The organism is Paenibacillus kribbensis, from assembly GCF_001705305.1.
Classification (GTDB): domain Bacteria; phylum Bacillota; class Bacilli; order Paenibacillales; family Paenibacillaceae; genus Paenibacillus; species Paenibacillus kribbensis_B.
In genome coordinates this window covers 289605-313375 of record NZ_MCBP01000004.1, presented here as the reverse complement: position 1 = coordinate 313375, position 23771 = coordinate 289605, and the positions used below count along the sequence as shown (strand labels likewise).

The following is a 23771-nucleotide window of genomic DNA, read 5'->3' as shown; positions in this document are numbered from 1 at the left end:
CGCCTAATGGGCGGGTTTCATCCGCACTCCCATTCATTACATGATCGTAGCGTGTACTTCTTTATTCGCCGTCTGAGCTGGTTTATTATGCTCATCCACGAATACTACAGTCGGTTTGTATGTTTTTGCCTCTTCATTTGACATCGAAGCGTAGGAAATAATAATGACGGTATCGCCTGGCTGCACCAGACGCGCCGCTGCACCGTTGAGGCAAATCACGCCACTGCCACGCGGTCCAGGGATAACATAGGTCTCCAGCCGGGCTCCGTTGTTGTTGTTCACAATTTGAACCTTTTCATTTTCCAGCAGATCAGATGTCTCCATCAAATCCTCATCAATTGTAATGCTCCCCACATAGTTAAGATTGGCTTCAGTCACCGTCGCCCGGTGAATTTTCGATTTCATCATCGTTCTAAACATGCGAAAGCACCTCCGCTTTCTGTAATCTTATATTGTCAATCAGTCGGGTGTTCCCAAATTTCACTGCCAGCGCCACAATGATGTCCTCTTCAACATCACTTAGCCGCTGCTCGGGGAGAAGGGGCTCCAGGCCGGGAAAAGTTAATATTTCAATATAGTCAATGTCAGCCAAGGGCGACGAAGTAATAGTGGACTCCACCATTTGATATACCTGACGGATCGTAAACGTGTTCTGTACAACATCCTCACTCACTTCACGCACCTTGCGCAGTGCCCGGGACAGCACCAATGCCTGCTCCCGCTGCTCTGTACTCAAATACACATTGCGCGAGCTCAGCGCCAAACCGTCAGCCTCTCGAACGATAGAGCAAGGTACAATGGTCACATTCATATTGAGATCGGTCACCATCTGCTGTAGCACAGCAACCTGCTGCGCGTCCTTCATCCCAAAGAAGGCCAGATCAGGATTGACCATGTTAAACAGCTTGGCCACCACCGTCGTCACACCATCAAAATGTCCTGGACGTGAAGCGCCGCATAAACGTTCGGTCAAGGCGGATACGTGAATCTTGGTTCGGGTTGGCTGCGGGTACATTTCTGCTACAGTTGGCAAAAACACAATATCCACGCCCTCACGCCGTGCTACCTCCAGGTCACGTGCTTCATCACGAGGGTAGCTGTCCAGATCTTCATTAGGTCCAAATTGAATCGGGTTGACGAAAATGCTGAGCACCACTGTATCCGACATTTCACGCGCCTTTTGCATCAAGCTCGCATGGCCTTCATGCAAATATCCCATCGTCGGCACAAAGCCGACTTTATGTTGCTGTTGCACAGAGGCGGAATCATTTACCGCCTTTGCTCCATTTGCGCCAAGCTGCCGACGTTCAGCGATAGCCTGTCGCAGCTGGGCCACTTCTCTTACGATGATCATGACCGGGATTCCACCTTTTCCTTAGCTTGTTCCTGTGACTGCCCTTTCGCCTTACCGTACAGAGCTTCCACGACACGGTCATCCGCACTGAACACATGCTCTTCAGCCGGAAAGGCCCGATCCTTCACATCGCTCACATATTGCTCAATGCTGCTGCGGATCAAGCCGCCTACATCGGCATAGGTTTTGACAAAGCGCTTGCTGTAATAAGGCGATGCATATTGAATCAGATCGTGGTAGACCAGCACCTGACCGTCGCATCCGCGTCCAGCGCCAATTCCAATGGTCGGAATGGATAGTTCTTTGGAAATGGCAGTTGCGACTTCCTCGGTCACCAGTTCCATTAAAACGCCAAAGGCACCCGCCTGCTCCAGTGCCTTGGCATCCTCCATCAACCGACGTGCGTCTGCTTCGTCCTTGCCTTGAATGCGATAGCCGCCAATCTGATTGACTGCCTGTGGTGTAAGACCGATATGTCCCAGTACAGGTACACCTGCCCGAACAGTCGCTTTTACGACATCGGCAATTTCCGCTCCGCCTTCCAATTTGACAGCATGCACATGTCCTTCCTGCATCAGACGGCGGATGCCCTGCAAGCTTTCCGATACACTGCTGTGGTATGTCATAAAAGGCATGTCCGCTACGATAAATGTGTGCTCCGCGCCTCTTGCTACCGCCCGGGAATGGTACACGATATCGTCCAAAGTTACGGGAATGGTCGAATCGTAACCAAGAACCACGTTACCCAGTGAATCTCCCACGAGAATCATGTCAATTCCCGCCTCCTCGGCTATTTTAGCCGATGGATAATCATACGCGGTCAGCATACTGAGCGGAATGCCCTCCTGCTTCATTTTTTTCATTTTCACAATATTCAGTGCTTGTTTTCCCGCCATTTGCTCATGGCTCCCTTCCATCTTTTTTTGGCACAAAAAATAACCTTTTATGAACGCCTGCATATGCGCGTCACTAAAAGGTCCGAACAGCCAAAAAAGACACTCATTTTGAGATCGTCCCTTCTGTCTCGGTCCTGTTCGGCTCAGAGCAGAATCCAACGTAACCTTCAAATGAAGTTATGATGGTTTTACAAACTTGCTAAAATAGAGCATGTGCCCTTGGAGTGCAGCTCGGACCGTCCGATGCCGCCTCCTGCACAGTATAACAAAAAACATCCACTATTTCACGTGAAGTTTTGCACAGGAATTATAGCGATTGTGGGCGCTATTCACAGCTATACTCGCTCTTACAATTGTATATCGCCCGAAATGACCTGAATTCGCTCTCCCTGACCCGTTTCTACCACTAATGCTCCTGATGGGTCCAGACCGACGGCTGTACCTTCCACCACTATCCCTTGTCCGGTATGTGCCCGTACGCTGCGGTTTATCGTTACCGATAAAGCCTCCCACAGCATGGCTATCGGCTGAAAGCCCTGCTCCGCATACAACCTGCATAGCTGCTCCATCTCTTCCAGCACCGCAGCAATCAATTCAGTACGGTCAATTTCACGCCCTGCTTCTATTTTCAAAGACGTTCCCAACTGAGTTAATTCTTCGGGATAATCATCCGTATTCAAATTCACATCAATGCCGATGCCGGCAATACAATAGCGGACCCGTTGATCCTCTGTTGCAGATTCCAACAGAATACCGGACACTTTACGGCCATGAATAAGCAGATCATTCGGCCACTTGATGCCAGCCTCCACACCCGTCAGCCGACGAATAGCCCTGCACACCGCTACACCTGTAAGCAGTGTCAGCTGGGGAGTAAAGCCTAGGGGCTGGGTGGGTCGCAGCACAATGCTCATCCAGACACCTTTACCACGAGGTGAAAACCACTTCCGACCCAAACGTCCCCGTCCTGCCGTCTGCTCTTCCGCCAGCACTACGGTCCCCTCCGGCGCTCCCTCTTCTGCCAAACGCATGGCATCCTGCTGAGTGGAGACCGTCGAATCCAGAATAACGATACGTTGACCAAACGATTCGGTATTCAATGCACTTGCCAGCTTGGAAACCTCTAGTCGGTCTGGTTGGGACACCAATCGGTAGCCACGACGCGAGGAGGCTTCAATGGTGTAGCCCAGCTCACGCAGCTTGTTCATCTGCTTCCATATGGCCGTGCGACTGACCGAGAGACGGCGGCTGATCTCCTCCCCGGATACATAATCGGATGCCCCTTCCTCCAGTATGCCTAACAATCTTTCATGATTATTCATTACTTATCTCCTGTTTCGTCACCTGTTTCGTCACCCGTTTCGCTTCCTCAAGCAATGCTTCTGTTTCATTCGGGATATCTCCGCAGGCGGCAGCCAGCAAAAGCCGTTCCATCATCTGTCCCAGCCAAGGCCCACCCGGTCGATTCATCGCTTGAACCAGTACATTTCCTGTAATGTTTAAATCCTTAATACGAATCACTGTGGCTTGCTTCGTCCACATGTCTGCCATTTCTGCCAACCTCGCTACATGATTGTCTGCCTCCGGCGATAATCCACGAAACGAAGCAGGCAGTGTTTGATAAACCTCAAGCCAATCTGAAGCGGTATCCCGTCCCAGCATAATTAATAGTTGAATCCAGCTGCGGCGGAGTGCCTCATCGTGGCTGTCGTCATGTTTTTCAGAAGCGGAATCACCAGCTATTGCAACAGCACGGCTGACTAGCTCGGTCTCCCATTCCAGCAGATGAACCAGACGCAGACGTACAGCATTGGAGAAGGTCCAAGCTCTCAGTAACTCGTCCGCTGCCTCTGAGGTCAGTCTGCAAGACAACAGAAGCAGGCCCCAACGCAGTTCATCCGGCAGCTGCACGATCCCGCTAAGCGCGTCCCCTTCACATTGCTCCCAGGGAACCGGCACCTTGGTACAGGCCAGCAATCCACTCCGGCTCAGCATGTCCAGACCGCGTAGCGGGTCCGGCCCGGACAGCATCTTTTCCAGTTCGACTCGCACGCGTTCCATTGCTATATATCGAAGTCCTTCTCTGCGCCCTATCATCCCTTTCCATGTGTTGAAAGCGACGCGGAAACGGAAAACAGAGGCAAAACGGATGCAACGCAGCATCCGCAATCCGTCCTCCTCAAACCGTTCCTCGGCTCGCCCCACACAACGGACAAGAGCAGCGCGCAAATCGGCTTCTCCTCCAAACGGGTCCACTCGCTCTCCATATTCATTCATCGCTATCGCGTTCATGGTAAAATCACGCCGCATCAGATCCTCCCGGATCTCCTTCACAAAAGCAACTTCCGTTGGACGGCGGTGATCAGCATAGCCGCTTTCCGTCCGAAATGTGGTTACCTCGAATGCATGACCGCCCTGCATGACCGTAACCGTCCCATGCTGAATTCCTGTCGGAATGACATGAGGGAACAGGGCTATGACCTGTTCAGGTTCAGCCGAAGTGGTCAGGTCCATGTCATGAATAGCACGGCCTAATAGCTCATCCCGTACACAACCACCAACCCAGTAGGCCTCGTGACCTGCTGTCGTAAGTGTATGTATGACCTCTTTGCCATGAAGAGCCATCTCTTGATCCGCATATTGCCAGGTATTTGTGTTCATAGGGTTTCCCCCTTTGCAAATATTCAATAAAAAAACGGACGCGAGTCCGCCTCCTTAAACGCAGATCGGTTTAAGCTCCGGCACCTCGCGTCCCAACACACGGTAATATATTTCTTCATATTGACGGCTAATCAGCTTATCACAGAAAACAGTGCGAGCACGTGTCAGACAGGCTTCACGGAAACGCTCTGCCATCGCTTCATCGGATAACAGCTCGACTGCATATTTAGCCATCGCCTCGGTGTTGCCAATTTCAGCAAGATATCCCGTACTTCCATGTACAACAAGTTCAGGTATGCCGCCTGCCTGAGAGCCAACGGTTGGCACCCCGCAAGCCATGGCTTCCAGCGCAACCAGCCCAAAGCTTTCTTTTTCCGAAGGAAGCAGCAGCACATCCGCCATGGAAATAACCTGTGCAATCTCATCCTGCTTACCCAAAAAGAATACCTTATCCTGTAAGCCTAATTCTTCGATTTTACAGCGGATTTTTGGAAGGTCTGGCCCTTCCCCGACGAGCAGCAGCTTTGAAGGTACTTTTTCCTGCACTCGTGCAAATATATCCAATACGTCTCCCACCCGTTTGACAGGACGGAAATTGGAAATATGCATCATGATCTTCTCATCCGGCTGGGCAAAATCTCTCCGCAGCACAGCTGCATCCCTTGGATAATACACGCGCTTGTCTACAAAGTTATAGGTCAAATCAATGGGCCGTGTAATCTCCAGCGCATCTATCGTTACACGAATCAAATCCTTGGACACTGCGGTCACAGCGTCGCTTTTGTTAATAGCCAGTCGAATCAGGTCCTTCAACGATTCATCCTGCGCCAGCACCGTAATGTCCGTACCATGCAGCGTGGTTACCACCTTGAGGTGATCGCCGACCATTTCCTTGGCCAAATAAGCGCATACCGCATGTGGTACGGCATAATGAACATGAAGTACATCCAAATTCTTCATTTGTGCAACCTGGGCCATTTTTGTCGCCAACGACAAATCATAAGGCGGGTATCTGAACACATAATAATCGTTAACCTCAACCTCATGATAAAATATATTTTTTTGGAATGCCCCGCCTAATCTGAACGGAATGCTATTGGCAATAAAATGGACCTCATGCCCCTTCTCGGCCAGCAACTTGCCCAGCTCTGTCGCTACTACGCCGGAACCACCCAGCGATGGATAACAGGTAATTCCAATTTTCAATTTGTCATTCAAGTTAAGCTGCCCCCTTCCGTTCATCAGTAATGACTTTTAATAATAGTGACACACCAAATACAGTGCACATCTCTGTCCGTTTTACGTCGGATTCTGTGCATTCATATGTCAAGAATTTTATGAATCCTTATGTGAATAGCTTAACCAGATGAGGCGTTTTGGACGCAAACCCCTCTGCATATGGAATCAGTTTGCGCTGACCGAGCAGAGAATCCCGGGCTTTCACGCGCTCCACATAGCCCTGATTTAACGGCGTAGCTACCGTGTCCTTGCCCGGTGCAGCCTGAAATTGCGAAACATAGCTTAGCAGCGATTGCTCCTTGGCTTCATAGTGCTCCGTAATGTCCACGATCAGGTCCGTTCTGCCGATGTCATTAATAAAATAAAAATATAACTGCTCCACCTGCACCGCAGGTTTTTCCGGCATAAAGCGTCGTAGCTTGGCGTTAAACACCGCTTCCTCCACCAGCTTGCTGCACATCACATGATCGGGGTGCCGATCCTCCCAATACGGAGCAAATACGACTTTCGGAGCATGACGCCTGATCTCTGCTGTAACTGCAGCTACATGCTCGGGTGTCACATATAATCCACGGTCAGGCAGCCCCAGATTCGTCCGCACGGCAAGGCCCAGCACTTTTGAAGCGTGTTCAGCTTCTGCCATACGAGTATCCACATCCCCATTGGAGGACATTTCAGCCCGTGTCAAATCGCACACACCCACCTTGAAACCAGCGGCTGTATGTTTGGCAATCGTGCCTCCCATACCTATCTCTGCATCGTCGGCATGGGCTCCAAAAATCAGTATATCCAGCGTCATTTGACATCACCCAACTCGCCAATACCCGGTTTATATTTATGTACCAACTCACGCCACGCAAAATCGCCGCGATCCAGCGCTTTAACCAGTATCTCAGCCGTTGCAACATTGGTTGCCAGAGGAATCCCCTGCACGTCGCACAGACGCAGCAAGGCACTAATATCCGGCTCATGCGGCTGTGCCATTAACGGGTCACGCAAAAATATAATCAAATCCATTTTGTTTTGGGCAACCAGAGCCCCTATTTGCTGGTCTCCCCCAAGCGGCCCTGACATGAAACGGTGAATTTGAAGCTTCGTTTGCTCCATAATGCGCAGACCTGTCGTGCCTGTTGAATACAATTGATGGTCTGTAAACACATGCTCATATGCCGTTACAAAGTTAACCATTTCATCCTTTTTACGATCATGCGCTATAAATGCAATCTTTAACATTCGAAATTCCTCCTGCCTCATTCTATATTTCCGTTCATCAATTCATTCGCATTTTTCTTAATCAATGTAATGCTCAAACCCGTATACAAGTCCAGGCTGCTCCATGACCTTTTGAATACCAATTTTGACACCAGGCATATAGCTTGCCCGCTCATAAGAATCCTGACGGATTTTAAGGGATTCTCCAAATCCTCCGAATATCACTTCCTGCTGCGCGAATACGCCGGGAAGCCGGACACTGTGAATACGAAAGCCCTGATAGTAGCCGCCACGTGATCCTTCCAGCAATTCCTCCTCCTCCGGGTTGCCCTGTCGCAGCTCCTGGCGCTGCTCCGCAATCATTTCTGCCGTTTTAATGGCCGTTCCCGAGGGCGCGTCCAATTTTTGGTCACCGTGATATTCGATAATTTCCAGATGAGGATAGTATTTCGCCGCCTGAGCCGCAAACCGCATCATCAAAATGACTCCAATGGAAAAGTTAGGCGCTATCAGACCACCAATCTGCTGTTCCCGGCACTGCTTGTCCAGTTCATCAATCTGCTCAGGTGTAAACCCTGTAGTTCCCATTACCGGACGAACTCCATGCTTGATCGCAAGCGCTGTATGTGTGTACGCAAAACGCGGCCCTGTAAAATCGACCATGACATCGGGTCTGCTATCCAGCAAAGCCTGCTCCACATCTTCCACAATAGCGATGCCCGCTTCCGGCAGTCCGACGAGAAGGCCGGCATCACTGCCGGCGTGCGTTCTGTTCACTGCGGCCACAAGCTGTAGTTCCTCATCCTGAAGAACCAATTTGACAACCTCACGGCCCATACGCCCTGCTGCACCTACGACAGCTACTTTTATTGGCTCTGACATATCCCTACAACTCCTTATGCATCAATTTGTGCTAGATTTGTTCATTCATCTGTTGGCATAACTTCTTCATGAGATTGACAAGCTGTACATTGTGAGGAAACAAGGCAGCCGCTTCGAGAGCAGCCTGCACAGCCAGCTTATATTCATTCAATTCGTCATAAATCAACGCGAGTAGCATAAATGCATCACCGCATAGCGGATCAAGGGCAATCGCCTGTTCCAGCAGCAAGATTGCATCTCGATGCAACTGTGGTGTAGTTTTGTCGACATCAAGCATCTTTCTGGCCTTCTCCGTAAGTTGCCTGGCTTGCTGCGCGTGCAGATGAAGCACATATTCATTCTGGTGTGGAGCCAGACGAACCGCGCGCTCTGCGTAAGTGAGCGCCTGCTCCAAACGTCCACTGCGGGCATAGGTAACCGAACACCGGAAATAATGCTCCGCATGATCAGGCTGGGCTGAAATCGCTTTTTCAAACCATTCCACGGCCTGCTCAAAATCGTTCTGCAAAATGCATTGATAAGCTTTCTGAACGTATTCCTCCGCCTTCATGACACTGCACCTCCGGGTAACCGGTTTGGTACAGCATATGTACAAAACGCCTAATCGGTGTCCTTTTTGGTCCAGCGATTCGCGTCACGTGTATTAAATTTATGCATGACCTTGTCATGAGCCTCGGTCAAATTTATACCCAGCGAATTCGCAAAGCAAACCGTGATAAACAAAATGTCTCCCAGCTCCAGTTCAATGGAATTGTCGGCCTCATCCGTTTTTTTCGGCTTCTCGCCAAAGGAGTGATTCACTTCCCTCGCCAGTTCCCCGACTTCCTCAGACATCCTGGCCAACATCGCCAAGGGGCTAAAATACCCTTCCTTAAATTGAGATATATACTGATCTACCTCACGTTGAATATCATCTAACGATTTTTCCATGAAGCATACAATCCCCCTATGTGCAGGTTTATTCATATGTTATCGTAAAGCACATTTTAAAACAAATTTTTTTTAATTTAACTTGTGCCTCCAACCTGTGATCATTAGTCTTTTAAAGCTACCATAAAAAGGTATACTAAACATAAGGATCTACGGTTCACCCTAAATACATGAAATCGTTCATCACCAAACTGCTATTGCGAGGGATTACATGAAGATATCCAAAATCATGGCACAGCTTAAAATGATTTTACCCATTCTGCTCGGCACTGCCATCTATGCATTCGGTTTGCTGTATTTCATTATACCCAGCAAGCTGATGGAAGGCGGCATTACAGGGATTACCCTGTTGCTGAATTATGCTTTTTCCATTCCACCGTCCCTCTCTACCTTACTCCTGAACATTCCTTTATTTTTAATCGGATGGAAAATGCTTGGCGGCAAGCAGATTATTTATACAGGCGTAGGGATCGGGTCGCTCACTTTTTTTCTGTGGCTGTTTGAAAAAATGATTCATTTCGGATGGATGGGGACATTTCAGACCGAACACGATTTTATACTTTCTTCATTGTATGCAGGGGTTACACTCGGGGCGGGGTTAGGTATTGTGTTCCGCTTTGGCGGCACCACTGGCGGCTCGGATATTATCGCTCGTATTTTAAATCGAAAATTTGGCTGGAGTATGGGACGAATTCTGCTGGTGATTGATATTGTCATTATCGGCGCTTCATTACTTTACATACCCAAAGAAAAAATTCTCTATACGCTAGTCGCCGTGTTTATCGCGTCCAAGATTATTGATTTTATACAGGAAGGGGCTTATTCAGCCAGAGCTTTTATGATTATCAGTGACCATACGATGGATATTGCCGACATGATTACAAAAGATATGGATCGGGGAGTTACGATTATTCCCGCTGTAGGTGCATTTTCCAAGCAGGCGAAGCATGTTGCCTACTGTGTCGTACCCCGTCAGGAAATACGGCGTTTGCATCAGATTGTGAAGTCCGTCGATCCACGAGCGTTTATCATCATCCAGGATGTACATGATGTGCATGGAGAGGGGTTCAAAGAGGAATAGCCCGGAAAACCGGGCGAGAACTAACGCGTACAGAATGGATTAATGGCTAAAACTGCGACGGTTCGAATAGTTCGGACTGTTCAACTGCTCAGCGTTATCCGAAGAACCCGGTTCTATATTTGCGGTAACCTACATACGTCAGCGCCAGCAGAACCATCATCCCGATTGCCAATTCTGCTCGGCGCTCGCTTTCACGCGGGATAAATGGCGCCAGTGCTGTGGCATCTTTTTCACGTCCAAACAAAGCATTAAACGTAGGATTGCCCTGCTCCAATGCCCCCCTAATCGCTGAGGCATTTACATTTTGCTGATCCCCCAATCCTTTGACGTAGGAAATCCATGAATCGGTTCGCACGACCTCACTTGTCTTGCCGTGGATCAGTGCTGCTGTGCGGATCGTCTCATAGTGATCCTCCAGCACCGCGGCTCCTGCTGCGAAACCCTTCATATTACCTTTTGCAAATTGGGTGTTCAGGCCGCTGACATCTTCTTTTAAAATTTTATAATACTGCTGCCATAAAGGCTGACGCGGATGTGCAAGCGCATCTGTCGCAAGCCGCAAATTGGCCGCTGCCTTCACCCACTCATCTGGCGAAGCTTGAACGGACTGTGTAGCCTGCTGCACCTCAAGAATGCTGCCGGATAAAGCATGAATGGCCTCTACAGATAGCGCTGCCTGTACCTGACCGGTGCTGAACCATCGGCTCACCTCGCCTACATCTGCGCGCGCTTTTTCAATATTCCCATCCATTACATCCCGATACAGTATCGCAGCAGCTTGATCCAGTTTTTGAATTTCATTTGCATTACCTACGGATTTTGATTGTACAGGCTCTGGCTGATCACGTGCTTCTGCTATACCTGGAGGGACGCAGACGGACAGCAGGACCATAGATAATACAACACCCAAAGCAACACGGAACGTTACACGAAACACCTGACCCCAAATCATGGGACATCCCTCCTCACCTTACTGTATGGCAAGGTTACCGGGACTAGAACTGGCATTAGGTGAATCGTATGAAGTCAGGCTATGACTCAAGCTGTATCTCGATGAGACGATTCCTTTCGATTGCGCGCCAGCACGGCCAGCCATGCGGCTACAATACTGAAAAGCGTCAGCATATAGGTAAACGCACGCACTTGCGGTACATCATCCGTTAGCGCCTTCGGAAGGTACGGATAAATGCCAAATGTATAATCCATCGTATCGTTTAACAGTGTCCACAAAGCGGCCAATCCTAAAGCAATCCATTTGCAGGTAAAAAAGCGCACGAACAGCAGTGCTTCGACGGCCATGGCCGTATGAGAAGCCACCAGCATCCAATCCTGCCATACCATATGTCCGCCCTGGGCGACACCCCAAAAAATAATAGCCGAGGCCCAGATGCCATACTTTACACTCGTAATGATAGCCAACGCCTCCATAACCTGACGAATCACTTTCAAGCTCCTGAAGCGTGGAGGATAAAGCAAAAATGCGATAGAGATCGTAAAAAACAGGCTGGCCGTCGGACTATCAGGCACAAATACAATTTGCCACAGCGGATGATAGTTTAGCGTATATTCCAGCTGTCCTTTATACCATATGTACCCATATACAGTTCCAACCAGATTACACCAGAACAGCAGCCATAAAAAAGGCCGGCTCGTCAGGAACGACCGGCTCCACCAATAAGACAATGACACGTCCTTCATCCTCCGTTCATACGACAGATGCCCTTGCAGGCTCCAACCAAGACTATATCATATCCAAGCGTATAAGAAAAACGTCTATCGACGTACTTTCACGGAAGTCAGACTGCGCTTAGCGGAAGCTTTTCTTGCGATTATAGAATTGTTCGGCTCCGCTGAACAATTCTATAATCTTCAAAAAAACCTGGCCGCTGCTACGGTCAGGTTGGTGATTATGATCTTGAACTGACGATGGGGCCGGAATGGCCAGCCGAAGCTTCCTGAAATCGTTTCAACTCATCGCTTTCAGCTCATCCGTAAGATGACGAAAAGCTACTTCATCTCCGGTGGCCAACGCCTCATCAATATCCTTGTAGAGCTTTTCGCTCCGGTGTTTACGTAGTGCCTCGTCCAAAACCATTTCAGCAGACAGGCCCAACATGACTTCATAAGTAACCTTCATTTTATCCATAGGATGCACCTCCAACATGAGTTTAAGAGATCCTATATTCTTTTCCTTTCGCCACATAGCTGAGTGCCGTTCGTGACATCCGCTGCAAATCCGCATCAGTCAATTCGCGCACCACTTTGGCAGGTGTACCGAGAGAAAGAGTATAGGGTGGTATTTTAGCATTTTCCGTAACGACCGACCCTGCTCCTATTAAAGCATATTCACCAAGCTCCGCTCCGTTGAGTACAATAGCCCCCATACCGATTAAAGTGCCTTTGCCCACCGTACAGCCATGGATAATGGCAGCATGTCCCACCGAAATATCATCCGCCAGCACCAGTGACTGGTCCGTGTTCACATGTCCCACGACCCCATCCTGAATATTGCAGCGTTCACCGATGATGACAGGTGCCATATCCCCGCGCAGTACGGCATTAAACCATACGGAGGAATCTTGGCCGATCGTTACCTTTCCGACAATTTTTGCTCCTTCTGCCACATAGACAGATGAATGGAGTTGCGGCAAATTTCCGTTATAGTGAATCAGCATCATCTTCACCCTCTCATTTTGGGTGAAATTCTATCAACATGCTTGCTGCTTGTCAATGGAGCCGTATACCCGGGTCGTTCCGCCCAATTCGGCACTCCCCTGCCAGCTTCAGCCCCCAGGCTGTCATCTGTACAGATGGTTCCGTCGGGTGCTCACCTTGACGAAGCATACCCAAATGCAGCATCATTCGGATGATCCTCTGATCAAAGACCGAACGGGGCGTATCGTAGTAAAACGGTCGGATCAGCGGCCCGATATGTACAAAAAGCGACTCTGAGGATGTCCAGGGCCTGGCACATTCTCCAATCCAATAGACTAGAGAAAGCAGATTGGGAACGGCTCCTTTATACAATCTTAACCAGAACCTGAATAGCTGTATCATTTCATCCTCAATTGCGTGCTCCCTATGCGCCTCCCCCTTTGCCGTCAGCACAACCCGATCTCCCTTCTCCTCAATGTACCTGGAGTAACGGGCATAATCATACAGTAGTGCCATTCGGTCTGGATAAAACTTAAAAGAGGAACCGTATCCGAAGCGCCAGCCTCCCTTACCCAGTAGGGGCTCCGCAATATGCAAATGCTCCATCAGCTGCTGCTGATTGCGACGGTACCAAGCCCCCTCAGGATTTAACGGAATCTCATGCTGCTCCATGTATTGAAGGAAAAGCCGTAAATCCTCCGCCAAAAGATGTCCCTCTTCCCGGTACGATGACGGTTCACTTACCCGGGTCATTCCGTTTTGGAGATCACGCACCATAACACGGCGAAAGCGCTCCTTCATATCCAACGGAATTTGGTATAAATATCTCGTATTGTGCGTAGAACCGTTGAACAGCCAGCCGCTAGAGCGCAAACGGGTCACGATGTCCCGCGGCCGCTCGCCAGAATCCACGTCCCCCTCGACAGATTGCTTGGCAATCGCAATCAATTCCTCCATACTTAAGTAAGGTCGATCATCGAACAGCAGTGCATTCAAAAACCTTATCTCTGACAATCTCAGCTCCCTAACCTGCGCCTCAAAAAAACTGCTACTGCCGAGCTTTGTCAAAATACCCTGGATTAGCTCATGCTTGGAATTGGGCTTACAGTCACAATCGTAATACACCGCAATTCTGTTCAAGTGCACAATATCCGCAAATGTCAGCATATCCGCCAGATTCATCGTTCCATCGCCTCGCCACTGGACTGTCATCCGGAAATGATTCTTACCTGTTGTACCCACAGCTTTGACGGAATGTTCAGACTCTAAACCTCTTTTTTTGTAAAGGTATAATTTAAAAAACAAAAAGGCCACGATATTCTAGGTTGCGTAGAATATCGTGGCCTTTCCTTATCTTTTTGAATTACATTCACATTTTTCTTGTAGATGCTTCGTACAATTATACAACAGTGGTGTCCAATCGGCATCTTCACGTTGAAGTATACTCAATGACAAATTTCCAATTCGTTCTGTGTACTTTTCCTGATACAAGGCCTTGTACAAATTAGCCAAAAAACCGCCGTGGGAAACGACCAGCAGATTCTTCTCCCGATTTTCTGACCAAATGGCTTCCATAAAAGCCAGCCCGCGCTGCTGAAGAGCCTCATCGCTCTCCTGCCCCAGATCAAGCAGATGCCAGTCGATTCCCCACTTTTTCTCACGTTCGGCCTGTGTCATTCCCTCGACCTGACCATAAGCACGTTCTCTTAATCGATCATCCGGCTCCAGTAGCGGAAGCTGCAGAGCAGAAGCAATAATCTCTCCCGTCTCTTTCGCTCTGGAGAGGCTGCTTGTAATAAGCCCGTCCCATTGATAAGGTTCTTCCTTTAGTCGTTCTGCCAGCAAGCGTGCCTGCCGACGTCCTTCCTCGTTTAACGGAATATCACTGTGTCCCTGAATTTTCCCCACCGCATTCCAATCTGTCAATCCATGTCTGATCAAACCAATAAGCATCGTGTCATTTCCTCCGCTATTCTGTTATTCAGGCTAATTTCTAACCCTTCTCGTCCGATGGATCCAGCCCAGAGAAAATAAGGCAAGCGCGAGCGCCAATATGGACAACAATATCCAATATTGCGGGTAAGTAGGAACAATGTTTGCAACCAGCGGGTCCATAATGCCCCTATTCATATCTTTAATGTGATATTGATATTGTGGAGATATACTTGTAGTTTCCAGCAAGCCTGTTGGTAAAATGCCCGTGTCCATGACAGGTGCCGCTTGAGGGGGATTTTCCTGAGAGGAGCTTCCATTCCAATTCAAAAACAAAAAGCTGCACAAAAATACGGCCAAAAAGCCGGCAATCCATACAGACATATACTTACGGGCTGCCGGGTTCACACGCGCACGTCGATGCTCGCCAGGAACAAGCCACGGTGACTCTTCATAAATCCGATCCATGACCCGGCGATTCATCGCCTCTACCTGCTCATCTGTTATTTCAAAGGAAACATCACGGATAGCGGATCGACTTTCTTTTGGCAAATTCCATTCTTTTTCTCCCGAACCAAGCTCCCACTTGTCAGACGAGCCTTTGGCTCGTCTGCGCTCCGAGTCCTGTTTCGATACATTTTTGCCTGTAGCGAACAAATCCTCAGCGTCCCTGGATTTCATTGGCTGCTCATCCCTTCGTTTTCCTCATAGAGAGGCTCAAAAAAATAAGGCTCCAACTGCGTCTTCACACTGGTTCTTGCCCGGAAAAGCAACGACTTTACCGCACTGACCGTTTGCCCTAAAATAGTCGCAATCTCCTGATAGTCCAATTGCTCATATTCACGCAAAATCAGCGCTGATCTCTGCTTTTCAGGCAATCTGTTGATCGCTTCACGGACCATCTCTACCTTCTCGCCGCGCAGGACGGCCTGCTCCGGAATCACATCCGGTGGTGCTACCGGCACATAACCGCTCTCCTCCAATGGAACCTGACCGCTACGATGCTTGCGAAGCTCGCTTAGCACTGTATTGCGTGCAATCGTATATAACCAAGTGGAGAACGATGCGTCGACCTCACGAAAAGAATGCAGGCTCCGGTACGCTTTATAAAACGTCTCCGAACATAAGTCCTCAGCGATCATTTCCAGGTTCGAACTTTTCAGCATATGATAAACAAAAGCTAAAATTTTACGTTGGTGCCGCCTCATTAATTCCGAATAAACCTCAACATTACCTTGTTTGATTTCCTGAATCATCTGGGAATCTGTCATCATTCGAGTGAGACCCTCCTCGCCCATACATGTGCTGTTTCCCCACCCGATTCTGTCTATATATACCGAACAGGTCAAAAAAAGTTGCGCCCTCTGCGCAAATGACGAAACAGCATCATGGAACATTTGTTATTTTCTTACCCTATGTACTGCCAACATTAACGGTGCTATCCCCAACATTACTTAATATCCCCAATGGACTTACCTATTGTACCACAAAATACCCGCCATTAAAAAAGTCCAAAATCCCCGTAATTTCCATCAATGTCTCCCTAACGCTGGCAACAGATTCAAATATACGACTTTTCAATTGATTTTATGTTTTTTCAAGATAAAGTGGATAAAGCGACTTATCTATTAAATCCATTTTTTGGATACGTAGGTTGAATAATTAGCAAAAAGAAAACGCTTTAAAAAACAATTGACAAAATGAAAACGTATACATATAATAAAAGTACAGTATGGTTTCTCTCCACTCCTATCCTACTCAGCTACTTCTGAAAAGTAGCTACCACCTGGGGCTTTACCCGGGTGGTCTTTTTTTTTGTTTAAAAACAGAACCTTTAAATACAAAAAAAGCAGGCGAAGGTTTCTTCGCCTGCTTTATCTTTCCCTACTGCTTCACTCCCGGAAAGTGTGTGTTGCTTTTAAGGCGGTCAGTAGCGCAGCGGTTCATTTGAATCTGGAGAAGCGGAGCGTTCGCCTTTGCCTGCGGATTTTCCCATTAAAGCATCTGATCGAAAAAATCCGGCGGCAACAGCGATCGTAAGATCAAATGGATCGCGAAGCGGCCTCCTTAACAGACACCCGCTTTCCCCAACCTTCACACCACTACTTTATAGCTCATTGAATCAAGCAGGGTTTTGGCACGTTCCCAATCCCGCTCCTGGCGGAAGGAAAGCCGCAGAATACCTGGAACATCCTCCCTGCTTTCGATGATTTGCATATTGCTCAGGTTAATGCTGTGATTTCCCAGCTCCATTGCAATCCTGCCGATAATACCAGGGGTATCCGGTACATCAATATACAGATCAAACGTTGAGACGATGACACCTTTGCGGCGTTCCGGCAGTTCACTACGGAAATTACCTGCCGTCCAAAACTCGTCAGCGATTCCCTCTCCGTCTTGTGTTCTCAGTAAATGGGTAAAACGCTCAATCTGCCCGTTCCATTCTTCCAGCAGACCTAGTAAAACATCACGATTACTTAGCAAAATGTCCCGCCACACAATCGGATCACTAGAGGCTATCCGCGTAATATCACGGAACCCACCGGCAGCCAATGTACGATACAACGGATTTTCATCATTGTGCTTTCGCACCTGATTCACCAGCGCCGCCGCAATAATGTGCGGAAGATGGCTGATCGCTCCGACAATGTCATCGTGCATGTCAGGCTGGACGCGGACAACCTGAGCACCCGTATATTTCAATAGCCGCTCCAGCGAGCTATATGCTTCCTCTGGCACACCCTCGGCCGGGGAGAGTACATAATAAGCGTTCTCAAACAGCAAGGCGGAGGCAGCCTTTACACCAGAACGCTCCGAGCCGGCCATCGGATGCCCGCCGATAAAATAAGCGTTATGCAAAGAAATTTCCGATGCTTTTTTGGAAATCGACGATTTCGTGCTGCCTACATCGGTAATAATACAACCTGCTTTAAGCGGCAGCCTGCTTAACAGTTCCAGATAATGCTCCAGTAAACCAACCGGTACGCATAAAAAAATAAAATCGGCATCCTCTGCCGCCTCTTCAACCGAAAGAGTCGTGGTGTCCACGACACCACGGCTTAACATGGGTTCCACCAGTTCAGGGAGATGGGCATGACCCACAACGGTGATGCCCGGCTTCCCTTTAAAACAAAGTGCGAGGGACCCACCGATCAGTCCCACGCCGAAAATGGCAATCTTCATCAATTATCAAATCCCATCTGCGGAAATTATAGGCGTACTTTCGCCGCTTCCGCCCCCAGGACCTGTTCCAGCGCACGGATAAACAATTCATTTTGCGGCTGCGATCCAACCGACACCCTAATATATGTCGGATATTTATGATGACCAGCGCGAATAATCACGCCTTTACGAAGCAATTCCTGAAATACCTCACCGGATGGACGACGCACATCCAGCATAATAAAGTTACCGTGTGCCGGAAAAGACTCCAGCCCAAGACGCTTCAGCTCATTTTGCAAATAAGCTCTGCCCTCTGCGTTGCGATCCCGACATTCCCGAACAAATTCCTGGTCCTCCAAAGCCGCAATCGCCGCAGCCTGTGCTACCCGTGAAGTATTGAACGGCTCACGAACCTGATTGATTAAACGGATGGTGGACACGGCTCCCATACCATAGCCGATACGCAGCGAAGCCAGACCATAGATTTTGGAGAACGTACGAAGTACCACCAAATTCTCATACGCTGACAACAAACGAATTCCGTCTGGATACGAGCGATCCGTCACAAACTCGGCATAAGCCTCATCCAGCACGACCATCACATGCTTTGGCACCTGATTCAAAAACGCAATCAGCTCTGCTTCAGGTACAATGGTGCCTGTCGGATTATTCGGATTACAAATCCAAATAATTTTCGTACGGTCATTGATTTGAGCCAGCATAGCATCCAAATCATGCACACCGTCACGCAAAGGCACCTCAACAGCAACCGCTCCCTCAATTTCCACGTTACTTTTGTATACGGAAAATGTCTGATCGGCCATGATGCTTTCTTCACCGGGAAGGAGAAATGCACGCGTAATCAACGCAATAATTTCGTCCGAGCCACAGCCATAAATAAACTGCTCCTCTTTCAGACCCGTCTGTTTGGCCAGCGCCTGTGTCAAAGCTACCGCGCTACCATCAGGATAGACACTAATGTTGGCAAATTCCTGCTGAATAGCCTGCAATACTTTGGGAGAACTGCCATACGGATTTTCATTTGATGCAAGCTTGATCACTTCATCAAGTCCCAATTCGCGTTTCACGTCTTCAATCGGTTTACCGGGCTGATATACTGGCAAATGTACAATATGCGGTTTAGGTTGCATGCCCCTACCTCCTCTATCCAATCAGAACTGAATGTTGTTGCTCTCTATATTTACGCCAAATTACTGCTTTAATTGTGCCACAAAATCGCGAATTTGCAAAAGCCCTTCTTCTCTGCGTGCAGAATCCTCCAGCAGGGGAATGGCTTCCTCTACCTGACGTACAATGGCACTGCCGACCACAACTCCATCGCAAATGTCTGAAAACCGGACGACCTGTTCCCGATTTGAAATACCAAAGCCTATCGCCACCGGAATGTCGGTATGCCGTTTGACCTGCGTAATAAAGCCCTCAATCCCTTCAAAAAAGGAAGCTCTCTCCCCGGTTACACCAAGCGAGGATACACAGTATACAAATCCACGGGCATTACGGACAATCCGCTCAATCCGCTGCTCAGAAGTTGGAGCCACCAGCGGGATTAGATGCACTCCTACCTCTGCTGCCCGTGCTCCCAGTTCTTCCGCTTCCTCAAGTGGAAGGTCGGGAATAATCAGACCGCTGATACCGTGCTTCTGCAAGCCACTAAAGAAAGCATCCATACCCATCTGCAATACAGGATTGTAATACGTAAACAAAATAAAAGGCAGGCTTGAACCTGCCGCCCTAGCCAGAGAAGCCGTCTCCATACAGGTGCGGATCGAGATTTGTCGTTTGAGCGCACGCTCAGACGCACGCTGAATGACAGGACCGTCAGCCAGCGGGTCGGAATATGGAACACCCAGCTCCAATATATCGGCTCCGGCAGACTCTAGCTGCCGAATAATCTCCACCGTAGTCTCCACATCCGGGTCGCCCACCGTCAGAAAAGGAATTAATGCCGTTTTGCCTTCATTTTTAAGGCGCTCAAACGCCTGATCAATTAAATTCATGACGGATTTCCTCCCAAATACTTGATAATGGAGTCCACATCTTTATCCCCGCGTCCGGACAAGCAAATAATGATAATATCATTTGCCGTCAACGTAGGTGCCAGTTTGACGACCTGCGCAACTGCATGTGCCGACTCTAATGCAGGAAGTATGCCTTCGGTACGGCAGAGGAGCTGAAGTGCATCGAGCGCTTCCTGATCTGTTATCGGAACATATTTGGCCCGTTCAATATCTTTCAGATACGAATGCTCCGGTCCAACACCTGGATAATCCAGTCCGGCCGAGATGGAATGCGCAGGCTGCACTTGTCCGTATTCATCCTGAAGCAGATAACTCATCGAGCCCTGGAAGACCCCTTGTGTTCCCTTGCTCATCGTTGCCGCATGGAATTCTGTTTCCACGCCTTTTCCAGCAGCTTCCACACCGATTAAAGCAACGCCCTCATCCTCGATAAAAGGATAAAACATGCCGATGGCATTGCTTCCACCACCGATCGCTGCCACGACAACATCCGGGAGTCTGCCTTCCTTTTCCAAAATCTGACGACGTGTTTCATCCCCAATTACACGCTGGAAGTCCCGCACCATCATCGGATAAGGATGGGGACCAACAGCCGAGCCCAAGATATAAAATGTATCATGGACATGGCTCACCCAGTAACGCAAAGCTTCATTCCCGGCATCCTTAAGTGTACGTGTACCCGAGGTCACCGGAATGACCTCTGCACCCAAAAGCTGCATCCGGAATACGTTTAACTGCTGGCGCACAGTATCCTCTTCACCCATAAACACCTTGCATTCCAGTCCGAGCAACGCAGCCACGGTTGCTGTCGCGACACCATGCTGTCCTGCGCCTGTTTCGGCAATGACCTTCTGTTTGCCCATGCGTTTCGCCAGCAATCCCTGTGCCAATGCATTATTGATTTTGTGGGCACCGGTATGATTCAAATCTTCGCGTTTCAAGTAAATTTTAGCCTCGCCCAAATGCTTGCTCAGACGCTCTGCATGATAAAGCGGTGTTTCCCGGCCGGAATAGTCCTTTAGAAGTCCGTTCAGCTCTGCTTTAAATTCCGGATCATCTGCATACTTCCGGTAGGATTCCTCCAATTCAATCAGTGCGTTCATTAACGTCTCCGGTACGAAGCGTCCGCCAAATGTCCCAAAACGTCCGTTGCTATCAGGTAATTGTGTCATGCCTGCTTCACCCTTTCTACGAATGCCGTGATTTTTGAAATGTCCTTGACTCCGTCTGTCTCTACGCCGCTGGACACATCCAGCCCTTCGGGATGATACTCGGCAACCAGCTTTTCCGCATTATCAGCAGTCAGTCCGCCGGCTACAAACAAAGGAATTCCATGTTGATGAGTCCAAGCGTGATAGGCCGGAATTCGATCCCATGCAAACGTTCTGCCAGAACCGCCACCATACAGGGGATCATATGTATCCAGCAGTAAAGCATCAATTGTACCTGCATAGGCTTCCAATTCGTCTGCCAGGCGTTCCGTCTGGTCCTTACTCGTCTGCTGATGACTGTCAACAGACCAAGCCTTGAATACCTGTACGCCAAAACGCTCCCTGATTTCGCTACAGCGCTGCGGACTCTCCTGTCCGTGCAGCTGAATGACATCTAATGGAGCTTGCTTCATCACATCATGTAACAACGTATCATCAGGATTTACAAATACACCCACGCTGCGCGGTCTGCTGTCCGGAGTCCATTCATCCAATACGTGAAGCAGCTCTTCAGCCTGTGCGCCGTCAATCCGGCGCTTACTGTCGGCAAACACAAAACCAATATAATCGACCGGTAAGTTTACCATAGATTTTAGCACTTCAACGCTTTGAAGTCCACAAATTTTTACGCCCGTTTTATTCATACTGTAACCCCGTCCATCAAATCCGCTACCGCTTGACCCACATCATCCTTGCGCATCAGATGTTCTCCTACCAGAACACCGTGTGCCCCTACCGAATGCAGATACTTTACATCCTCAGGCCCGGCTATGCCGCTCTCACTAATAAACGTAACTCCTTTAGGGATCAGTGCAATCAGCTCTTCCGTCGTTTGGAGGCGGGTCTCGAACGTCCGCAAATTGCGATTGTTTACTCCAATCAGAGTTGCTGTGCCCAAATCCAGCACTCCTTTAAGCTCCTCGCTGTCATGCACCTCCACCAATGCGTCCAGTCCCAGGTCTTTGGCGATCTGTAAAAACGACCCCAAAACACGTGGCTCCAGTATAGCTGCAATCAATAGCACCGCATCGGCTCCCAGTAGACGAGCTTCATAAATTTGCCGTTCATCAATGATAAAATCCTTTCGCAGCAGCGGAATGTTTACTTGTTCACGAATTTGGTGCAAATATTCAGGGCTGCCCTGAAAATACGTCACATCTGTCAGTACAGAAATACAATCGGCTCCAGCTCCCTCATAGGCACGAGCAATGGACACCGGATGGAAATCCGGTCGGATGAGCCCTTTGGACGGAGAAGCCTTTTTCACTTCAGCAATTAGCCCCAGCGGCCGGTTGCGACGCACGGCTATCGCGTCCTCAAATCCTCTTGTTGCAGGCAAATTGGAAACCAGCCGTTCCGCTTCAGCGATATTAAAATGCTCCTTGAGCTGCTCTACTTCCTGTCGCTTTGTCACCACAATTTTATCAAGATACATATTGATATTCCCCCGTTGCCTGTATTAATTGATCCAGCTTGGACAGTGCCAGCCCGGTGTCAATCGCTTCCGCCGCCCGCGCTACTCCGTCCGCCAAGGTAGCTGCTGCGCCTGCTACATAAATACAAGCGCCAGCATTCGCTAACACGACGTCCCGGTAAGCTCCGCGCTCTCCGTTCAAAATCCGCCGTATAATGTCGGCGTTAACCTGCGCATCTCCACCCAGCACCTGATCGAGATGATGCATCTGCAACCCCAGGTCCGACGGCTGAAGCTCGAACGTGTGAACCTTCCCGTCCTTCAGCTCAGATACTCGCGTTGGAGCCGAAATACTAATTTCATCCAATCCGTCCAGACTGCTGACAACCATGGCCCGTTTGGAGCCAAGCTGATTCAGCACCTCGGCGATCACTTCCGTTTTTCCGGCATCATAAATGCCCAGCAGCTGTCGATCTGCACCAGCCGGATTCGTCAACGGACCCAGCATATTGAACACCGTCCGCACTCCCAGCTCACGGCGCGGTGCAGCAGCATGCTTCATCGACGGATGATATAGCTGCGCAAATAAAAAGCAGATGCCGATCCGATCCAGACATGACCGAGCCTGATCACTCGTCAGGTGAATGTTGACTCCCAATGCCTCCAGCACATCTGCACTCCCGGCGCGGCCGCTTGCAGAACGATTGCCATGCTTCGCCACCCGTACAGACAGCGAAGCGGCGATGATAGCAGATACTGTGGAAATATTAAACTTGTGAATACCCGAACCTCCGGTTCCGCATGTGTCCAGCAGACGAGTCTCACCTTCTCCAGTCTGCACTGGACTAGCGTAACTCCGCATCGCCTCGGCAAAGCCGGTGATTTCATCCACCGTCTCTCCCTTGATACGAAGAGCCGTCAGCAGCCCGCCAATTTGCGCCTGTGTAGCACTCCCACTCATAATCTGCTCCATTACGCTGCGGGCCTCCGCACGCGAAAGATGCTGTCCCTCAATAACCTGGCTTAAGCCCACTTGCATCATGTTATGTCCTTCCATCGTCGTCTCCTCCTCTAAATCAGATTTTTGTGTGTTCCGTCTCCCG

General features: G+C 49.2%; 27 protein-coding genes. 1 reads left to right on the top strand and 26 read right to left on the bottom strand.

Annotated features, from left to right (window positions below; all coding sequences use genetic code 11):
- Positions 1-36 precede the first annotated feature (36 nt).
- The 11 genes from panD to BAZ21_RS10060 all read right to left on the bottom strand — a co-directional run bounded on the left by panD (position 37) and on the right by BAZ21_RS10060 (position 9174).
- Positions 37-420: an aspartate 1-decarboxylase gene (panD, locus tag BAZ21_RS10110; protein ID WP_007430795.1), complete on the bottom strand. Its 384-nt coding sequence runs from the start codon at positions 418-420 to the stop codon at positions 37-39.
- Complete coding sequence (gene panC / locus BAZ21_RS10105) at positions 413-1354, bottom strand: pantoate--beta-alanine ligase (RefSeq protein WP_068499555.1); 942 nt, start codon at positions 1352-1354, stop codon at positions 413-415. Before panC ends, panD begins: the two co-directional genes overlap by 8 nt.
- Positions 1351-2250, bottom strand: coding sequence for a 3-methyl-2-oxobutanoate hydroxymethyltransferase (gene panB / locus BAZ21_RS10100; protein ID WP_068499960.1), 900 nt, complete (start codon positions 2248-2250; stop codon positions 1351-1353). Before panB ends, panC begins: the two co-directional genes overlap by 4 nt.
- A gap of 347 nt (positions 2251-2597) precedes the next feature.
- Positions 2598-3572, bottom strand: coding sequence for a biotin--[acetyl-CoA-carboxylase] ligase (locus BAZ21_RS10095; RefSeq protein WP_068499553.1), 975 nt, complete (start codon positions 3570-3572; stop codon positions 2598-2600).
- Complete coding sequence (locus tag BAZ21_RS10090; protein ID WP_068499551.1) at positions 3565-4911, bottom strand: CCA tRNA nucleotidyltransferase; 1347 nt, start codon at positions 4909-4911, stop codon at positions 3565-3567. Before BAZ21_RS10090 ends, BAZ21_RS10095 begins: the two co-directional genes overlap by 8 nt.
- A gap of 54 nt (positions 4912-4965) precedes the next feature.
- Entirely contained in the window at positions 4966-6129 is a 1164-nt protein-coding gene (gene bshA / locus BAZ21_RS10085; protein ID WP_068499549.1) for an N-acetyl-alpha-D-glucosaminyl L-malate synthase BshA, read from the bottom strand.
- A gap of 127 nt (positions 6130-6256) precedes the next feature.
- Positions 6257-6949 (bottom strand): bacillithiol biosynthesis deacetylase BshB1, encoded by a 693-nt coding sequence (gene bshB1, locus BAZ21_RS10080; RefSeq protein WP_068499547.1) that lies wholly within the window; start codon positions 6947-6949, stop codon positions 6257-6259.
- Positions 6946-7383 (bottom strand): methylglyoxal synthase, encoded by a 438-nt coding sequence (gene mgsA, locus BAZ21_RS10075; RefSeq protein ID WP_068499545.1) that lies wholly within the window; start codon positions 7381-7383, stop codon positions 6946-6948. Before mgsA ends, bshB1 begins: the two co-directional genes overlap by 4 nt.
- A 57-nt stretch (positions 7384-7440) precedes the next feature.
- Entirely contained in the window at positions 7441-8244 is an 804-nt protein-coding gene (dapB, locus tag BAZ21_RS10070; RefSeq protein ID WP_068499543.1) for a 4-hydroxy-tetrahydrodipicolinate reductase, read from the bottom strand.
- 31 nt (positions 8245-8275) lie between these two features.
- Positions 8276-8794 carry a tetratricopeptide repeat protein gene (locus BAZ21_RS10065; protein ID WP_068499542.1) on the bottom strand — a complete coding sequence of 173 codons (519 nt, stop codon included), beginning with the start codon at positions 8792-8794 and terminating at the stop codon, positions 8276-8278.
- Between the two features lie 50 nt (positions 8795-8844).
- A complete protein-coding gene (locus BAZ21_RS10060; RefSeq protein ID WP_010345792.1) occupies positions 8845-9174 on the bottom strand; it encodes a nucleotide pyrophosphohydrolase in 330 nt (109 codons plus the stop codon).
- 211 nt (positions 9175-9385) lie between these two features.
- Between BAZ21_RS10060 and BAZ21_RS10055 the strand changes: the two genes are divergently transcribed.
- Positions 9386-10255 carry a YitT family protein gene (locus BAZ21_RS10055; protein WP_068499541.1) on the top strand — a complete coding sequence of 290 codons (870 nt, stop codon included), beginning with the start codon at positions 9386-9388 and terminating at the stop codon, positions 10253-10255.
- 94 nt (positions 10256-10349) lie between these two features.
- On the opposite strand, the gene BAZ21_RS10050 is transcribed toward BAZ21_RS10055, so the two are convergent.
- The 15 genes from BAZ21_RS10050 to trpD all read right to left on the bottom strand — a co-directional run bounded on the left by BAZ21_RS10050 (position 10350) and on the right by trpD (position 23725).
- The gene (locus tag BAZ21_RS10050) at positions 10350-11207 is read right to left on the bottom strand and encodes a sporulation protein YpjB (protein WP_068499540.1); all 858 of its coding nucleotides are present in this window, start codon (positions 11205-11207) and stop codon (positions 10350-10352) included.
- A gap of 86 nt (positions 11208-11293) precedes the next feature.
- On the bottom strand, positions 11294-11944 hold the full coding sequence (locus BAZ21_RS10045; protein ID WP_068499538.1) for a DUF1405 domain-containing protein: 651 nt from the start codon (positions 11942-11944) through the stop codon (positions 11294-11296).
- A gap of 277 nt (positions 11945-12221) precedes the next feature.
- Positions 12222-12401 (bottom strand): IDEAL domain-containing protein, encoded by a 180-nt coding sequence (locus BAZ21_RS10040; protein WP_068499535.1) that lies wholly within the window; start codon positions 12399-12401, stop codon positions 12222-12224.
- A 22-nt stretch (positions 12402-12423) separates the two neighbouring features.
- Positions 12424-12930, bottom strand: a complete 507-nt coding sequence (locus BAZ21_RS10035; RefSeq protein ID WP_068499957.1) for a gamma carbonic anhydrase family protein — start codon at positions 12928-12930, stop codon at positions 12424-12426.
- A gap of 52 nt (positions 12931-12982) precedes the next feature.
- Positions 12983-14092: a hypothetical protein gene (locus BAZ21_RS10030; protein ID WP_068499954.1), complete on the bottom strand. Its 1110-nt coding sequence runs from the start codon at positions 14090-14092 to the stop codon at positions 12983-12985.
- Positions 14093-14260: 168 nt separating this feature from the next.
- Positions 14261-14863, bottom strand: coding sequence for a histidine phosphatase family protein (locus tag BAZ21_RS10025; protein ID WP_068499533.1), 603 nt, complete (start codon positions 14861-14863; stop codon positions 14261-14263).
- A 33-nt stretch (positions 14864-14896) separates the two neighbouring features.
- A complete protein-coding gene (locus BAZ21_RS10020; protein WP_068499531.1) occupies positions 14897-15523 on the bottom strand; it encodes an anti-sigma factor in 627 nt (208 codons plus the stop codon).
- Entirely contained in the window at positions 15520-16116 is a 597-nt protein-coding gene (locus BAZ21_RS10015) for an RNA polymerase sigma factor (RefSeq protein WP_007430814.1), read from the bottom strand. The genes BAZ21_RS10020 and BAZ21_RS10015 overlap by 4 nt, the downstream gene beginning before the upstream one ends.
- Positions 16117-16936: 820 nt before the next feature.
- A complete protein-coding gene (locus tag BAZ21_RS10010; RefSeq protein WP_068499529.1) occupies positions 16937-18025 on the bottom strand; it encodes a prephenate dehydrogenase in 1089 nt (362 codons plus the stop codon).
- A 26-nt stretch (positions 18026-18051) separates the two neighbouring features.
- Positions 18052-19155, bottom strand: a complete 1104-nt coding sequence (hisC, locus tag BAZ21_RS10005; protein ID WP_068499527.1) for a histidinol-phosphate transaminase — start codon at positions 19153-19155, stop codon at positions 18052-18054.
- 60 nt (positions 19156-19215) lie between these two features.
- The gene (gene trpA / locus BAZ21_RS10000) at positions 19216-20022 is read right to left on the bottom strand and encodes a tryptophan synthase subunit alpha (protein ID WP_068499525.1); all 807 of its coding nucleotides are present in this window, start codon (positions 20020-20022) and stop codon (positions 19216-19218) included.
- On the bottom strand, positions 20019-21215 hold the full coding sequence (trpB, locus tag BAZ21_RS09995; RefSeq protein ID WP_068499524.1) for a tryptophan synthase subunit beta: 1197 nt from the start codon (positions 21213-21215) through the stop codon (positions 20019-20021). The genes trpA and trpB overlap by 4 nt, the downstream gene beginning before the upstream one ends.
- Positions 21212-21898 carry a phosphoribosylanthranilate isomerase gene (locus BAZ21_RS09990; RefSeq protein WP_068499523.1) on the bottom strand — a complete coding sequence of 229 codons (687 nt, stop codon included), beginning with the start codon at positions 21896-21898 and terminating at the stop codon, positions 21212-21214. The genes trpB and BAZ21_RS09990 overlap by 4 nt, the downstream gene beginning before the upstream one ends.
- Positions 21895-22689 (bottom strand): indole-3-glycerol phosphate synthase TrpC, encoded by a 795-nt coding sequence (gene trpC / locus BAZ21_RS09985; protein ID WP_068499522.1) that lies wholly within the window; start codon positions 22687-22689, stop codon positions 21895-21897. The genes BAZ21_RS09990 and trpC overlap by 4 nt, the downstream gene beginning before the upstream one ends.
- A complete protein-coding gene (gene trpD, locus BAZ21_RS09980) occupies positions 22679-23725 on the bottom strand; it encodes an anthranilate phosphoribosyltransferase (RefSeq protein WP_068499517.1) in 1047 nt (348 codons plus the stop codon). Before trpD ends, trpC begins: the two co-directional genes overlap by 11 nt.
- Positions 23726-23771 lie beyond the last annotated feature (46 nt).

What these genes read in the sequence shown, in the direction of transcription:
- trpD (WP_068499517.1), bottom strand. Translation starts at nt 23,725, where the DNA reads ATGGAAGGACATAACATGATGCAAGTGGGCTTAAGCCAGGTTATTGAG.
- BAZ21_RS10025 (WP_068499533.1), bottom strand. Translation starts at nt 14,863, where the DNA reads ATGCTTATTGGTTTGATCAGACATGGATTGACAGATTGGAATGCGGTG.
- BAZ21_RS09990 (WP_068499523.1), bottom strand. Translation starts at nt 21,898, where the DNA reads ATGAATAAAACGGGCGTAAAAATTTGTGGACTTCAAAGCGTTGAAGTG.
- BAZ21_RS10030 (WP_068499954.1), bottom strand. Translation starts at nt 14,092, where the DNA reads ATGAATCTGGCGGATATGCTGACATTTGCGGATATTGTGCACTTGAAC.
- mgsA (WP_068499545.1), bottom strand. Translation starts at nt 7,383, where the DNA reads ATGTTAAAGATTGCATTTATAGCGCATGATCGTAAAAAGGATGAAATG.
- BAZ21_RS10015 (WP_007430814.1), bottom strand. Translation starts at nt 16,116, where the DNA reads ATGATGACAGATTCCCAGATGATTCAGGAAATCAAACAAGGTAATGTT.
- BAZ21_RS10090 (WP_068499551.1), bottom strand. Translation starts at nt 4,911, where the DNA reads ATGAACACAAATACCTGGCAATATGCGGATCAAGAGATGGCTCTTCAT.
- BAZ21_RS10055 (WP_068499541.1), top strand. Translation starts at nt 9,386, where the DNA reads ATGAAGATATCCAAAATCATGGCACAGCTTAAAATGATTTTACCCATT.
- BAZ21_RS10050 (WP_068499540.1), bottom strand. Translation starts at nt 11,207, where the DNA reads ATGATTTGGGGTCAGGTGTTTCGTGTAACGTTCCGTGTTGCTTTGGGT.
- bshB1 (WP_068499547.1), bottom strand. Translation starts at nt 6,949, where the DNA reads ATGACGCTGGATATACTGATTTTTGGAGCCCATGCCGACGATGCAGAG.
- panD (WP_007430795.1), bottom strand. Translation starts at nt 420, where the DNA reads ATGTTTAGAACGATGATGAAATCGAAAATTCACCGGGCGACGGTGACT.
- panB (WP_068499960.1), bottom strand. Translation starts at nt 2,250, where the DNA reads ATGGCGGGAAAACAAGCACTGAATATTGTGAAAATGAAAAAAATGAAG.
- BAZ21_RS10035 (WP_068499957.1), bottom strand. Translation starts at nt 12,930, where the DNA reads ATGCTGATTCACTATAACGGAAATTTGCCGCAACTCCATTCATCTGTC.
- BAZ21_RS10095 (WP_068499553.1), bottom strand. Translation starts at nt 3,572, where the DNA reads ATGAATAATCATGAAAGATTGTTAGGCATACTGGAGGAAGGGGCATCC.
- dapB (WP_068499543.1), bottom strand. Translation starts at nt 8,244, where the DNA reads ATGTCAGAGCCAATAAAAGTAGCTGTCGTAGGTGCAGCAGGGCGTATG.
- hisC (WP_068499527.1), bottom strand. Translation starts at nt 19,155, where the DNA reads ATGCAACCTAAACCGCATATTGTACATTTGCCAGTATATCAGCCCGGT.
- trpB (WP_068499524.1), bottom strand. Translation starts at nt 21,215, where the DNA reads ATGACACAATTACCTGATAGCAACGGACGTTTTGGGACATTTGGCGGA.
- trpA (WP_068499525.1), bottom strand. Translation starts at nt 20,022, where the DNA reads ATGAATTTAATTGATCAGGCGTTTGAGCGCCTTAAAAATGAAGGCAAA.
- BAZ21_RS10020 (WP_068499531.1), bottom strand. Translation starts at nt 15,523, where the DNA reads ATGAAATCCAGGGACGCTGAGGATTTGTTCGCTACAGGCAAAAATGTA.
- BAZ21_RS10010 (WP_068499529.1), bottom strand. Translation starts at nt 18,025, where the DNA reads ATGAAGATTGCCATTTTCGGCGTGGGACTGATCGGTGGGTCCCTCGCA.
- BAZ21_RS10065 (WP_068499542.1), bottom strand. Translation starts at nt 8,794, where the DNA reads ATGAAGGCGGAGGAATACGTTCAGAAAGCTTATCAATGCATTTTGCAG.
- BAZ21_RS10060 (WP_010345792.1), bottom strand. Translation starts at nt 9,174, where the DNA reads ATGGAAAAATCGTTAGATGATATTCAACGTGAGGTAGATCAGTATATA.
- trpC (WP_068499522.1), bottom strand. Translation starts at nt 22,689, where the DNA reads ATGTATCTTGATAAAATTGTGGTGACAAAGCGACAGGAAGTAGAGCAG.
- BAZ21_RS10040 (WP_068499535.1), bottom strand. Translation starts at nt 12,401, where the DNA reads ATGGATAAAATGAAGGTTACTTATGAAGTCATGTTGGGCCTGTCTGCT.
- panC (WP_068499555.1), bottom strand. Translation starts at nt 1,354, where the DNA reads ATGATCATCGTAAGAGAAGTGGCCCAGCTGCGACAGGCTATCGCTGAA.